The sequence below is a fragment of the Bacillus massiliigorillae genome (genome assembly GCF_000380245.2).
GTDB lineage: Bacteria > Bacillota > Bacilli > Bacillales > DSM-1321 > Bacillus_AD > Bacillus_AD massiliigorillae.
Genome location: NZ_HG428741.1, coordinates 1,572,177 through 1,585,706, shown reverse-complemented (window position 1 = coordinate 1,585,706; position 13,530 = coordinate 1,572,177). Strand labels below are relative to the sequence as shown.

At 32.9% G+C, this 13,530-nt stretch carries 11 protein-coding genes and 3 pseudogenes; 6 read left to right on the top strand and 8 right to left on the bottom strand.

Annotation, left to right across the window (positions count from 1 at the left end):
* Positions 1 to 64: 64 nt before the first annotated feature.
* Positions 65 to 451 (bottom strand): replication termination protein, encoded by a 387-nt coding sequence (locus TX86_RS07375; RefSeq protein WP_042347612.1) that lies wholly within the window; start codon positions 449 to 451, stop codon positions 65 to 67.
* 368 nt (positions 452 to 819) lie between these two features.
* Between TX86_RS07375 and TX86_RS07370 the strand changes: the two genes are divergently transcribed.
* Positions 820 to 1,032, top strand: a complete 213-nt coding sequence (locus TX86_RS07370) for a spore coat protein (protein ID WP_052343581.1) — start codon at positions 820 to 822, stop codon at positions 1,030 to 1,032.
* Positions 1,033 to 1,663: 631 nt separating this feature from the next.
* On the opposite strand, the gene TX86_RS07365 is transcribed toward TX86_RS07370, so the two are convergent.
* From TX86_RS07365 to TX86_RS26185, 3 genes and pseudogenes are all read right to left on the bottom strand, one after another.
* Positions 1,664 to 2,281: a hypothetical protein gene (locus TX86_RS07365; RefSeq protein WP_042347610.1), complete on the bottom strand. Its 618-nt coding sequence runs from the start codon at positions 2,279 to 2,281 to the stop codon at positions 1,664 to 1,666.
* The gene (locus TX86_RS26980) at positions 2,271 to 3,059 is read right to left on the bottom strand and encodes a hypothetical protein (RefSeq protein ID WP_195892917.1); all 789 of its coding nucleotides are present in this window, start codon (positions 3,057 to 3,059) and stop codon (positions 2,271 to 2,273) included. Before TX86_RS26980 ends, TX86_RS07365 begins: the two co-directional genes overlap by 11 nt.
* 71 nt (positions 3,060 to 3,130) lie before the next feature.
* Positions 3,131 to 3,318 (bottom strand): annotated as a pseudogene (locus TX86_RS26185) (YHYH domain-containing protein); the annotation flags it as partial.
* Positions 3,319 to 3,467: 149 nt separating this feature from the next.
* On the opposite strand from TX86_RS26185, the gene TX86_RS25675 reads away from it, so the two are divergent.
* Both TX86_RS25675 and TX86_RS26975 read left to right on the top strand, forming a co-directional pair.
* Positions 3,468 to 3,956 (top strand): DUF4236 domain-containing protein, encoded by a 489-nt coding sequence (locus TX86_RS25675; RefSeq protein WP_052343579.1) that lies wholly within the window; start codon positions 3,468 to 3,470, stop codon positions 3,954 to 3,956.
* 66 nt (positions 3,957 to 4,022) lie between these two features.
* Positions 4,023 to 4,451, top strand: a complete 429-nt coding sequence (locus TX86_RS26975; protein ID WP_052343578.1) for a hypothetical protein — start codon at positions 4,023 to 4,025, stop codon at positions 4,449 to 4,451.
* Positions 4,452 to 4,950: 499 nt separating this feature from the next.
* Here the strand turns inward: TX86_RS26975 and TX86_RS07350 are convergent, their stop codons facing one another.
* A complete protein-coding gene (locus TX86_RS07350) occupies positions 4,951 to 5,763 on the bottom strand; it encodes a hypothetical protein (protein WP_042347608.1) in 813 nt (270 codons plus the stop codon).
* 453 nt (positions 5,764 to 6,216) lie between these two features.
* On the opposite strand from TX86_RS07350, the gene TX86_RS07345 reads away from it, so the two are divergent.
* On the top strand, positions 6,217 to 6,912 hold the full coding sequence (locus tag TX86_RS07345; RefSeq protein WP_042347605.1) for a hypothetical protein: 696 nt from the start codon (positions 6,217 to 6,219) through the stop codon (positions 6,910 to 6,912).
* Between the two features lie 319 nt (positions 6,913 to 7,231).
* On the opposite strand, the gene TX86_RS26630 is transcribed toward TX86_RS07345, so the two are convergent.
* The 3 genes from TX86_RS26630 to TX86_RS27595 all read right to left on the bottom strand — a co-directional run bounded on the left by TX86_RS26630 (position 7,232) and on the right by TX86_RS27595 (position 12,284).
* A complete protein-coding gene (locus tag TX86_RS26630; RefSeq protein WP_154663075.1) occupies positions 7,232 to 7,390 on the bottom strand; it encodes a hypothetical protein in 159 nt (52 codons plus the stop codon).
* Between the two features lie 891 nt (positions 7,391 to 8,281).
* Positions 8,282 to 11,776 (bottom strand): AAA domain-containing protein, encoded by a 3,495-nt coding sequence (locus TX86_RS25665; RefSeq protein ID WP_052343577.1) that lies wholly within the window; start codon positions 11,774 to 11,776, stop codon positions 8,282 to 8,284.
* 361 nt (positions 11,777 to 12,137) lie between these two features.
* Positions 12,138 to 12,284, bottom strand: coding sequence for a GNAT family N-acetyltransferase (locus TX86_RS27595; RefSeq protein WP_500676233.1), 147 nt, complete (start codon positions 12,282 to 12,284; stop codon positions 12,138 to 12,140).
* Positions 12,285 to 12,522: 238 nt separating this feature from the next.
* Between TX86_RS27595 and TX86_RS07335 the strand changes: the two are divergent.
* Together TX86_RS07335 and TX86_RS27770 are read left to right on the top strand one after the other, a co-directional pair.
* Positions 12,523 to 13,097 (top strand): annotated as a pseudogene (locus TX86_RS07335) (RNA-guided endonuclease InsQ/TnpB family protein); the annotation flags it as partial.
* Positions 13,098 to 13,442: 345 nt separating this feature from the next.
* Positions 13,443 to 13,526, top strand: a pseudogene (locus TX86_RS27770) (IS200/IS605 family transposase); the annotation flags it as partial.
* Positions 13,527 to 13,530: the final 4 nt, after the last annotated feature.

The window sequence follows — 13,530 nt, the reverse complement described above, 5'->3', positions numbered from 1 at the left end:
ACTCTTAAATATTACATGTCTAATTGAATTAGTTTTTGCATTTCATAATATTTAATAGTTTACTTTATTTTACTGGTCCATAATGGTCCTTCACTGCTTTATTTAATAGAGCAACACAACGATCCAATTCTACTTTTAATTGCTTCTTATAGAGAATAGCTTCCTTCTTTCCTTTATCTGTTAGATGGTAAATAACAATCTCTTGAAAATCAACTCCCGGCTCACCTTTAATTTTCTTTTCTCTCGTTACGATTCCCTCTTTATACAATTCATGGAGAGATTTATACAACTCAGAGTGAGTAGGAGAATAGCCATAAGGTTTAAACTCTTTCCGTAAATCATCAAGCATTTGAAATCCGTATCCTTTTTGTCTTTCAATTAAATCTAATAAGTATAATTTCAAAAATGCTCGTTGCTTTAATAGAAAGCCTCTACTTTGTTGTTCACTCATTTTTAACCCTCCTATTTTTTCAATTCTACGTTGTTATGTATTAATTCGACTTTTTTATATAAATTTCCTCTACAAAACATTACACAATTCTGCTTATTTTTTATATTATTAATTTATTTATCATGTAAATAAATTCTGTTGATAATTTAGAACATGATTTCAAAAACTCATAGTAATATCATTTCACAAAAACAATTTCTTTTCAATAAGAAAAACCGTCACCGGTCCTTTTGGATTTAGAATTTACTTCTTGTTTTAGCTTCTAATCAAATAAGGAGACACGCGGCAGGCATAAGACGAGCCGTTCTTGAAAACCCGATTTTGGTTTTCAAGAACGGCTTATGACCCAGCAGGGAAATATACTATGGATGTCTAAGACTGCTGTTAAGAATTATGCAGCGGCCATTACCGAAACAGCTACACCTGTGTTAAGAGAAATATTAATAAAACATCTAAAAAATTGGCATGCAAAAATCTTTAATTATATGTACGAAAAAGGACTATATCCAGCCTATGATTTAAAGAAGCTTCTTCAAAATGAGGTAAACACAGCAACAAAGGCGTTGGAAATGCCCTATTAAAGTAAAATAGATACTTCTCAATAAAAAGAAGTATCTAGTAAGGAATGTACTATGTACACTAATCCCATCTAGAGAAAATAGTTGGATTTAGCAAATCTAAATAAGATATAAGGTTAATATACTCATTTCAATAAATTCTATGTGCTTTTTTTGAAAAGAAGACTGATAAAGTCTTTTCTCTTTTTATGCTCTGATTTTAGATATTGTTGCGTTTTGAATGTTTTAGCTCTTCTTTTTTATTGATGCCAAAATAGATAGCACAATAGCATATAAAATATCAGCACTTATCGCAATCCGTAATGCATTACGCTCAGATTAAATTTTATTAAAATGAAGAGTTCTTAGAATATCTCAAAGAGGATAGAGTAATAACGATAGTTGAAAACTTAATTGGTAGTTACTATCATAGATTTACCTACATTATGCTAGCAGTCGGGTTTATTTTTTTAGGCTTTGGAGGAGTGCTGCACTCGCTTGAGTTGTAATTATTAAGCTGAATGATAGAAATAATGTGAGTAGTACTAGTAACCCCTTATTAATTTGTTTCATTTCTCTATCCCCTTTCTAATATTCAAAATACTCAAATATATTATATAAAAAAAGCCCTACCATTTTTGGAAGAGCCAATAAATTAATTTACTTTTGAGACACTGAAGATTACTCCCTTTGTTTGATCATATTTCAAATTATATCTTACTTTATTAAGCTCTATTTCTGTTTCGTTTTTGTTGTATTCAAAATCCTTGTCAAATACCTTTAGGTCTTTTAATACATCCCCTATTTCATCCTTACTTATCTCAGGATTAGTCATTCCTATCAATAATGCAAGACTTGTAATTATGTTGATCCCTTCTCCTTGACCAATCATAATTAATTCATGAATTTGATTGCTATCATCCAAATTCTCTATTAATGTAACATCTTTGTCTATTTTAAATGATTCAACATTACTATCTTTAGAGATTTCAGTAATTTCATTCGATAAATTCAATTCTTTCTTTGTCTGATTAAATGCTGAAACTAATTCACTATGGTTCTTAAAGAGAGGTAATGTTACAGCATTTACAGCTATTATTGGTAATAAAAAATACGCAACCGCTATAATAGAAATAATAATTCTTTTAGGTTTTGAAAATCTACCTTGTCTCCATAATAAAATTAACCCCAAAGGAGGAAGAATAATTAGCCACAACCACATAAACCATGCTCTTTCAAAATACCTTGTTTTTCTTGATACTTCAACTCGCATCTCTATTTACTCCTTTAAATAAGTCCTTTATATTCACATCAAAAATAAAATCCAGATCATTTGGGGTAAGTAAATCAATTAATGACTGTATTATATTCTTGTTATATGGAGTTTCATTTTCCTCTATCATTAGATGTTCAAAAAGAGAATTTTTTTCTATATCATCTTTCTCAATACCAAGCATAGTTTGTATTATCTCTTCATTTTGCATAAGTTTAATTCTTTTTGCATATTGTGATTTTAATGACGGAACAGAAGTTATAGCGCTTAATAACTTATAATGCTTTTTGGCAACTTTGTAATCTTTATTATTAAATGAAGTTTCAGCTTCTTTTTGTAGTTCTTTGACTGTATCATTATATAAATTAGATACTACATCCAATTTATTTTCCTTTTGTAAACTATTCAATAATGTGATAGTTTCCTCATAATTCTTACTATCCTTTGCACTTCTCGCTTTAGACAGCTTATCTTGAAACTCTTCTTCTTTTACTATTTTATCGAAAAGAGCCTTCGCTTTTTGTTTCATTTGAGAATTAGAGTGTTCATATCCACTAAAAATATAAGTTAAGTCATTTTTAGCATCATAAAACTTTTGAGCAGCAAATTCTAACTCAGCTTGCTTATAAATCGAGTTTAATGAATTATTCACAATTTCATTAGCTTTATTTATATTTCTATCTAATGGATAAATATTTTCAACTTCATCTAATGCTTCTTTATACTTTCCTGCTAAGTAATATGTTTGTGCAGTAGAATAATATTGATCTGCTTTCACTTGATTTTCATCTACCAATGGTTCTGGCTTAGGCTCCGGAGTTGGTGATGGTGAGCTGTATCCTCCTGATGCCGAACCACCACTAAAGCCTCCTCCATTATGGTAATGATATTCCCCCTGTCTCTAATCCCCATTTCGCACAATTTGTTCTACAGTAATGCCCTCCGTTAGAATCCGTTCTTCCTGGATGAGCGGACGCTAAGCTTGGTAGTAATAAAATGCAACAAATACTACTAGCTAAAAATATCTTTTTCCTCATATATTTCTCCCCTTCATAAATACATATCTACTACTTATAACACAGATTATTAGTCGAAATATGTCGATTTGTGTATTCGTTTACACTAAATTGATAATGAATTATGATAATTATAATAGTGAATTTTAGCCATAAAGAGAGGGATTCATATGGGACTACGATTCCGCAAAAGCTTTAAAATCGCTCCAGGAGTTCGTTTAAACGTTGATACAAAAAGTACAGGTCTAAGTTTTGGAGGAAATGGATTGCGTTATAGTATCAATAGCAGAGGTCGATCAACTACAACTGTAGGTATACCTGGTTCAGGTTTATCTTATTCTTCTTCAAAAAACCATAAAACAAAAGTATATCAAACACGTAATACTCTACAAGCACAACAAAAAGCTATTAGACAAGCGCAAGAAAGAGAAAAAGCTCAATTTGAAGTTAATGTATTTGAAAATCAATGTGAATTAGTAAAAACTATTCATAAAGAATGTGATGACTATGTAGATTGGACACAAATAGTAAACAGCAAACCTCCATATGAATTAGGAGAAATTGGGCGACATGAATTAGAAGCAAAAAACAAAAGTGAAAATCACAAATTAAAATTTACCGATTGGTTATTTAAAAGAGAAGAAAAAGTACAAAATTAATTAGCAGCAGAAATACAACAGGCTAAAAAACAGGATGAAGAAGAATACAAAACGTGGGAGAACCTTGTGTCCATAGCTGATAAAGTGTTAAATGGTGATATTGACACATATTTTGGAGTAATTGAAGAAATGAATCCACTAGGTGATTTGAGTGAATTTGGTAGTGGATTTGAATTTTCAACGGACGACGCTTCATATTTAGAAGTTGAATTTGATGCACATTCTGATAAAGTCATCCCAACTGAAGAAAAGAAACTAACACAAACAGGAAAATTATCAGTAAAGCAAATGACTAAAACGAAATACTTTGATTTGCAGCAGGATTATATTTGTAGCTGTACAATACGCATAGCTAGAGATTTATTTGCACTATTACCATTACAGACTGTTGTCGTACATGCGTATGAAGAACAGTTAGAACGGTACAACTGTATCTCCCTTTTTTACTCTGCCATGTATAACGCTCCAATAAGCTGTCGACAATACATCGGATAGAAACAATACCGTTTCGCTGGGACTACATAACAGAATCACATTTTTAACCTCATATCTTTTATCTCTTGGTACGTAACTACTTTCATCTTTTCCTCTTAGTTTTCGTATTCAGATGTGATAAGAACTTCAACAAAAAGAGTTAATACTTCATGATACAACGCAACTTGGTATCTATATTCTTATCTTGTTGAATAGCAAAAAGGAGCTGTAATCAGCTCCTTTTTTTGAAGTGATGTACCCGACAGTTTAAGTACATTTATTCGCAAAATAATTATTAAGTTGGCTTACCCTACGAGAACTTTTCAATTCACATACTTTTATTGGACAGCAAGAGGGTTTCTGAGTAATGGCATCCTAGCTTATTTTACTAAACATTAAATTAAATTTAACCTTGTAATCTCTTCTTATTTAACCTAATACAAAATCAAAGTAATCAATAATAGAGTTGTAATGCATAGAGTTAATCAATTATATCTATACCTTTAACGACTCATAATCCTTATTTAATATCAAAGTAGGCATCTTTTAATCCACTAGAATCTTTGCTTCCGTCAGGAAAAGCAGATACTTGGATTACATATTGATCATAACCTTTTACCATTTTAAAATATCCTCGTAATTTATACGTATTGCCCGGCATATATATTTTATCCCTAGCACCTGTACTTAGTAGCTCATCACCCATACCTAAGCTTAAATAGACCGCATTCCCGTTATTGCTTGGAATGCCACCTCCCTCGATATTTTCAGCTAGGAAATCTACTTTTAGTCCAGAGATACCGTACTCTGGTGCAGGGAAATCTTTAGGAATAACAACTTCATAGTCAAGTACGTTTAATTCAACATCATCAGGTAAACCTAATGCTTCTCTATTGATTTCATCAAAATCATAACCTTCCGCATTGTTTTCAGCAATTGCCTTCTTTACATACTCAGCGTCGTCACTTTCGCTAGTAATTTTGTTTAGCTTTACATAAACTGTATGATATTTACTATCTTCCACAGCATACATACCAAAATTCATATATTCACCAAATGGTACTGGTTTTTTAGGATCTAGTGCTTGAGTAAAATCCACTGAGTTTGTTACTTCGGCAGTCGTTTCTGTTGTGTCTTCCACTGCTTTGTCTTCGTCCGTTTGTTTTTCTTCTTTATCAACTTCTACATCTTCACTAGCTTGTTTTTCAGTATCAGCCTTTGTTTCAGATTGTTTTTCGCCTTCATCCTTAGAAGTTGTATTATCGTTACCACAACCTGCTAATACACCCATAATCACAATAGAGCTAAGACATAGCGATAATAATTTCTTCATATAGTTTTCCCCCGATGTTTTATTGTCTGCCATATTGGAATTTACAGAATACAAGCCAACTTTTCTGTAAGTCATCTGTCAATTTCATTATAATGAAATATTCTTAATATTAAAATCAATCGACTGGTAAAAAGTAATAATAATTCTTTGTCCCTAAATTCATTAAATCTGCAACACGTTAACCAATGTCATCCGTCAAAATACCTACTACCATGGAACAATTCGTGATAAATATTGCTTTTAAACTCCACCACTAAATCGGCGGATATCTCTTTAAAATGATATCCCCTATTCTCTAATCCATTAGAAACATTTCAAAATTTACTCTTTTGTTTTCTGAAACAAAACCAAAATTAGAAAACTTCTAACAAATCACACACTTTGAACACAACTTTTTTTTATACTATTTTTGTTTTTCTCAATTATTAAACATATAAGGAAGAGGAGTAATTAATGAAAAAAAAATTTATTTGTCTGCTACCTATATTACTTTTACTTACATTTACTCTCTCTGCATACACTATACCTACTTATAAATCCAATAAAACAATACAAATAGTATCGAATCTTTCAGAGAGTATAATAAAAAAAGATTATTTTGATGATTTTTTTAGGAATCCAGAAGTTAAAATTATCAAAAATGAAATACAAATCAACTTAGAAGTTCCTAATTTATTTAATAATATGGAAGCACGCGGTCAATTCGTACTTCTTGAAAAATTCAGTAGAGATTTACGTTATTTCTTATTTCATGATTATAAAAAATATAATTTATACTGTATTACTATTAAACTAACAGCAAATACTAAAATTAATTCATTCAAATACATCAACAAACTAAAAAATGAAAAATTGGTATACTCAGATGAAAGTAAACTTTTACTAAACAAAAAAGTGATTTTTACGTCATCGGAACTTAAAGAACCTAAAGAGCTTTCTTCGCCATATGAAGTAGAAATAGTTCACGGATATAAGGATATTGACATTTTTAATTATTCTCTTCACTTTTTTAAAATATTAACCTCAAATGGTAGGGATTATCATCCCAAAGAAGATGACATTTTAGTTTTAAATGCTGTTAAAGACAAATTTGAAATTTCTACAGATGAATACAACAAAATCTATCATAAATATTATTTACTCTATTAATTAATCATTTCTCTCTTCCTAATGAAGAGTTTTTTGTTTATAAACTCAGTCAACTTTGTATTTCGTAAAATATTGATATTTAAATCCCAAAAATTCGAAAAAAAAAGGTTAGGGTTAACGGAGAAAGTCATTAAGCTAAATGATATGAATTTGTACATCATCACCATTTAAATTGGTAATTTTAATTTTATTCTAGTTAAGTTGAAATACTATCTTAAAATAATAAATAGTAACTATTATAATGAATGATGATTAATTAGGGAGTGGCCCTTGTCAGTTCCACGTACATTCACAAAACTTATGAGTTAGAAGGCTTCCATTACTTAATAGTAAAGCCGAAACTCTTAAGCTTATCAATCTGCATTACACGTTCCTCTATTTCTTGAGCATAGGCTTCATATAGCTTTTGTAGAGATTCCTTCTGTTCCCACATAGCTTGATTGTAATATTGAATAGTAGTATCAAGATCATCATCCATTTCTTTAGCAACGTCTATTATGTATGGTGAAAAGTTTGTTAAATCATCCTTTTTGATTCGAAATATTACCAGTTTTATCGATGATTTTAACCTTATTTATTCCTGTATGAGTGATATACCCTACAAAATATCCTTGTAGCGTAGCGCAAACTGATAGCCCAAAAAGATTTCATAGAACCCAGAACTGACCTTTTCCCTCGAACTTATAAGGTTGATTTGTTGCTAATCCCAAGCGATTTATTTTAAATGACCCGAGAGGGATTCGAACCCCAAACCCTCATCCCTGTCAATCTTGCAAATTTACTTTTATTCAGTGTTTTTGTATAAATTGATTCCATAGAGTCCGTTAAATCAAGGTAGTTATGATTATTTATGCAATATAAGTCTCTTAATTCCATTGTTTCTAGAAATTCCGTGCAATTTTTGTGCATTCTGTATAAATGAATATTAAGGGAGATGTGGTAGGGTGTACCTTATATTTATCTACTCACTCCATCTCGCCTTGGATGGTGATAATAGATAAATTGATGTAGTAATGTTTACCTTATTCTATTTAAGTAAATACAACAGACATATTACATCATGCCGCCCATATAGTTTTAAAGTGTAATATGTTTCCCGATAGAAGAAAAAAACTGCGTCAAATCAACGTTTCACTCATCTTATGTATAATATCTTTAACTGAAGTTAAATGCAATTTATTAGGTTTCGTTAGCAAAATGTTAGCATTTGGTTAGCAGACATCGACATGCCATTACACTTAAATCAAATAGCGATGCATACAGAATTTGCATCGCTATTTGATAGTGGTTATACATTCCACATGGCACGAGACTTCATTTGGTATGTCTACGTTTGGCCAAACATATCGAGAAGTCTTAATGGATAGCTTTATTTCTTAGTACTCTCAGTATATCTACACTTAGGAAACCCTTTACATCCATAAAAAACTCCATACTCACTTTTTCGTTCTACAAGCGGTTTTCCGCATTTCGGGCAGACCTTTGATATGTTTCCCGATAAAGTCGCTACCTCGCGCTTCTTTTCCTGTGTTGTAAATTCCATTTTTTTGACTTCAGCAGTTTGAATTGCAGGTGCCAGAACTGACTCTGTATTTTCAAAACCTGATAGCATTGTCATCAAATTATCCGATGATATCTCATTATTAACTGTATCGCGTGCAACTTTCACAGGCTTACAACTCCATACTTCCTTGTCTCCTATAATATATAGACGGTATTTAGCTCTTGTGGCTGCCACATTCACAATATTTTTATTTACCCAGTTTGCCGCCTTTACAGATGATTTATCGCAACCAAGCAAGAATATAACCTCATCTGTTCCTTGTCCTTGGAATGTATGAACAGTTCCGATATTTTTATCTTTTAACCATTTTCTTACACGTGGTTCACGTCTATAGAAATCCGATTTGCTTAGTGCATCAATCATTCCCTTCTTCACGGACGTGAATGGTGTAATAATAAACAATTTCGGTATATTACTACTGTCTTTCTTGAATTTTTCTTCGAGAAGCTTTAGAACAATCTGACCTTGTGACGGTACATAATGGTTCTTATTGCCGGACTGTTCCTCACCTTTAACATTTATCCAATATGACTTATCCAAGATAAAGGTCTTCACAGCGTTTTCCTTTGGTGGTGCTGTCTGCTGTTTCATAGTGTCTTCATAAGAAAGGTGATTTGATATGCTATACATCGGATCTATACAACGTCTATGTACAGTAAGCGGACATCCAACCCACTCTTTTTCTTCATCTTCTCCAAGAAAAGTGCCATAGCTATTAATATAATCAGCAAAGCCTTGTACAGATATTTTCTTGTCCTTATATGGTGTAAGTAAATCAGATGTAAGAAGACTTTTAATCATGTCTGTTTCTTCCGTCACAACCGGCTCAATTTGCTTAGGATCTCCAACAATTATAGCTCTTCTGCATCGCATCAAAGCTCCAACCGCCATCTGAGGTTGTGCCTGCCCTGCTTCATCCACAATAAGCGTTCCAAGGGTACCCGGACTCTTTATATCACGTAAGAAGGTCTGTGCAGACGCAAATGTAGTTGATATAACCGGGGTAATGAGAAATACATTCTGAATCAATGCTGGGAAGGCATCTATTCTGTCTTTCTCACCCATACGTTCATCACAATCATCATACATATCCCATGCGATCAAAAGATTGATTACATTTTGCCTAAACGATTTAGAGGAAATTACAAATTCCTTATGAAGTTTACAAGCATACAAGAACAGCTTTTCACGCTCCCTGTTGTAATGCTCTGTAAACCAAGGATTTGTATCCTGTGCCCACGTTGATGCTCTCTCATCAAGCGATACATATCTATCCATAAAAGATGAATCAATAGGAGTAAGCTTCTCAGCACCTTCGCTATGTCTGCTTAAAAGATTATGATAGCTAGCAATTTTTGAAAGACCGTCTTTTTGCTTTTTCAAAACTTCGATCTCAATCTTTTTCTCTGATATCAAATTGTCTCGTGTAGAATCTTTCTTCAATCTTCCGAATAATCCCCTAGGTCTTGATTCCTCAAGTTCCATTACATATGCATAATTTTCTTTTATTTTTCTATCAAGATCATCCTCAGAAATATTCTCATTAGTCAATGGCAAAGACTTTGCATAGTCACACAGGATTTCCAACTCTTTCTCAAGTTCTTTCACAATCTTAAGCTGTCTAAGAAAGCATTCTCTCTGCTCTACATATTTCTTTCGATGTTTCTCACGCACATTGTTAAGCTTATAATCGTTAATAAACTTTTTAAGTACAGATACACAGTACTTGTTTATATTAGCACGTTTTCCAAACGGAGCTGATACAAGACCCCAGCAGTCATTTCTATTTAGGAGTTTATTAGCATAGCGCGTGAAATAAATATCACGCACTTCTTTTATTTCACCAGATATCTTTATTTGCTCAATATCTTCTGATTTTTCGACGTCAAACAAATCATGAACTTCATTCAATCCTGACGCCACCGATACATCATCATCTTTTGAAGGTTCAAGACTCTTGAGAATGTCATCACTTTTAGGAAGGTCTGCAGTGATATTTTCAACAGCCGAATTATTACATGATGCCACTAACATTCCATATTGATTGATTTTATCATTCTTCAGCTTAAAATAAGATGGTGCATACTGAAAATATCCCTTACTAACCAACGGTCCCTGTGTAAATGAACACCTCTCATAAGCATCGTCCGGATCTGAATGTGCCGCTTCCGCTAACAGCTCAGCTCTTTTTACTATATTGCTAGATACGATTTCTTTGAGAAGTGTTGTCTTTCCGGTGCCAGGAGGACCATTAACAGAAAATACTTCCGTGTGTGCTTTTTCATCTATCGCAAGATTCACTGCCACCTGTTGCATAAGAGCAGGCATGAATTTAGCAGGCCACTTTCCTAGTGGAGCATTTTTGATATTAAGGGTATTTTGAAAGAAATTCATCATCTTCTGACGCTCTTCCTTTGGAGAAATAGATATACAATTTGCTGGAATAATTCCTGCAGTTTTATTATGTGCAGACAAAATATAATTTATCACTTTACGCTCATAATCAGAACCCTCTCCAAATTTTCCTGCTTTGATTTCATCTATGAGCAAAACGATATCATCCAAAAAAAAGCTCTTACCTAAACTTGCATAATCTTCTGGATTTTCGTCTTTATCCTTTGCCTCATCATTCTTGTATCTGTCATAGATAAAGAGTCCTATATAATCAGCAGGAAGTTCCGGCGTTATTGTCTTCACATATGAATTATGAATATCTGAAAACACAGAAGGCAATACAGCAAATAACTCCTCTGCTTCCTGAAGCCAACTGTCATACTTTTTGGTCTCATCATCATAATCAATCGAGTTCAAAGAAAATCCATTGACTTTTTTATTCCATACAGAAATAGCCCACAAAAGTGGAGATAGCTGGAATGAATTCTTCTGATAAATGCCTTCCGAATCAGTTTTAAATGAGAACCATGCAATCTCGCTTCTTTTCGGATAGGCTATGTCTGGCTGTTCATCATGATTCTTCACAAATTTAGCAAGATAATCAACCATGTCATTCCTTTTAATTCTACCAAAAAGGAATGACAAATCTGCCCCCTCGCCAGGAAATCGAGAAAATTTCTCCTTGTCGGTTTTTAATTTATCAGAAAGATCAATCGAAGGCACGTTTAGACTGGTAAATATTGAAATCTTGTCCAAACTACTATCAATCAGTTCACCTCTTGTAATCTTTTTTACTACTTTCTTATTGTCTTCACTCTCCTGTGGGATATCTACTTGATTTAAAAGTTCTATCGTCTTCCAAAAATCAAGTATTTCAAGTACTTTCTTCTTCTCTATGTTTGTCATTTCTACTCTCCTAAACTGAAAAAATCACTACTATTACTTACTGTTATGACATTTTTCTTCAGATAATATCTTTAAAAATAGTGTATTTTCACTCTTCTCTGTTATTATCCTGATATTTACAATCATTTTCAGTTTTCATCTCATTCCCATCCGGCAGAACAAACGCTTCCTCAACTCTATTATCCTTTATCTATTAGACAAATTGAAATTTGTTAATTTAGTATTATACCCATTTTTGGTGCTTCATTGGTGTGAATCTCATACCTTCCTTTGTCTGTTCTATATCGGTATCTACAAATCCAAGTTTATGAATATCTCTGTTGCATAAGGTGATGAATTTACAGTGATTAATTCTGAGGTGCTATTTTTTCAGAACCACTTCAAATAACTTCCGCCCTATTCCTTTCCTTTGGTATTTTCCATGTACAAAGAATAATACAATAGAGCTGCCCTCGCTTCTTGTTGCTATGACGCCAATAAGATCCCCATTTTCATATGCTCCATATATTTCAAGTCCATTTATTGTGCCCTCATTATTAATAGGCTCCGTTAAATTTGAATATTGATAATTGAATAAGAAATAAGGAAACTCGATTGGGTTTCCTCAATTTTTAATTTTCTATGGTTCAGAAATCCCATTTGCCTTTATTAAATTTAACATTCAACTTCTGCGCCATCAAGCAAAGTTACAATTACTATTTTATCTTTAATCACAATCATTATATGAAAAACAAATAGTGTAACCCAAATTAGAAAAAGTGGTTGGACTAGACTTTGCGATGGCTGAATTATATGTAGATAACGAAGGTAAGAAAGCCAACTACCCTCGTTTTTTCGCCAAATAATGGACCGCCTAACAAAGGCACAAAGAGTATTATCGAGAAGAATCAAAGGTTCTGAACGTTGGAAAAAACAACGTCTTTTTGTTGCAAAATTACACGAAAAAGTAGCTAACCAACGTAAAAATTCCCTTCATCACAAATCCAAAGAATTAGCAACAGTGTTCGATGCCGTTGCAGTCGAAGATTTGAATATGAAAGGGATGTCTCGTGCGTTAAAATTCGGCAAAAGCGTTGCAGACAATGATTGGGTTATGTTCACAACCTACTTAACTTACAAACTAGAAGAGCAAGGAAAGAAACTTATCAAAGTTGATAAGTGGTTTCCTTCTACTCAAACGTGCTCTTGTTGCGGAAATAAAAAAGAGATGCCTATGTCTGTACGTACATATGAATGTTCTTGTGGCTCTATTATGGAACGTGATCACAACGCTGCAATCAATATCAAGAATGAAGCCATACGCCTATTGGCGTTAGAATAGAAAGATATACATATATAACCTTTCTGAACAAGGGAGTTAGCTCGGTCAATTTGGGTAGCTAGTAAAAGTACCTATTACCTGAGAAGCCCCCGCTTCAAACAAGCCCGTAAGGGCTGTTAAGTGATGGGTAGTTCACTGTTCTTTCTATCTTACTTGTTGTACTATCTTGCTTCCGAAATTCTTCTGACACTTGATTAGAGAACTTTTTTTGTAACTTGCTTTTATCAAATAGCCGAGAATACTCGCGACTTCAGTCGTGTAGATGAATCGGCTTCGGTTGAAGTATAGCTTTAGCTATATTAATCTACCGACTTATGTTACTTTAAGTATAAAAATGAACTATAGAATCCTAGTTATATTATTGCTACTGTAAGTGAGAATACAGAAGTACAGATTCGTAAGTATATTCAAAATCAGAAAAAGAGATGAGGTG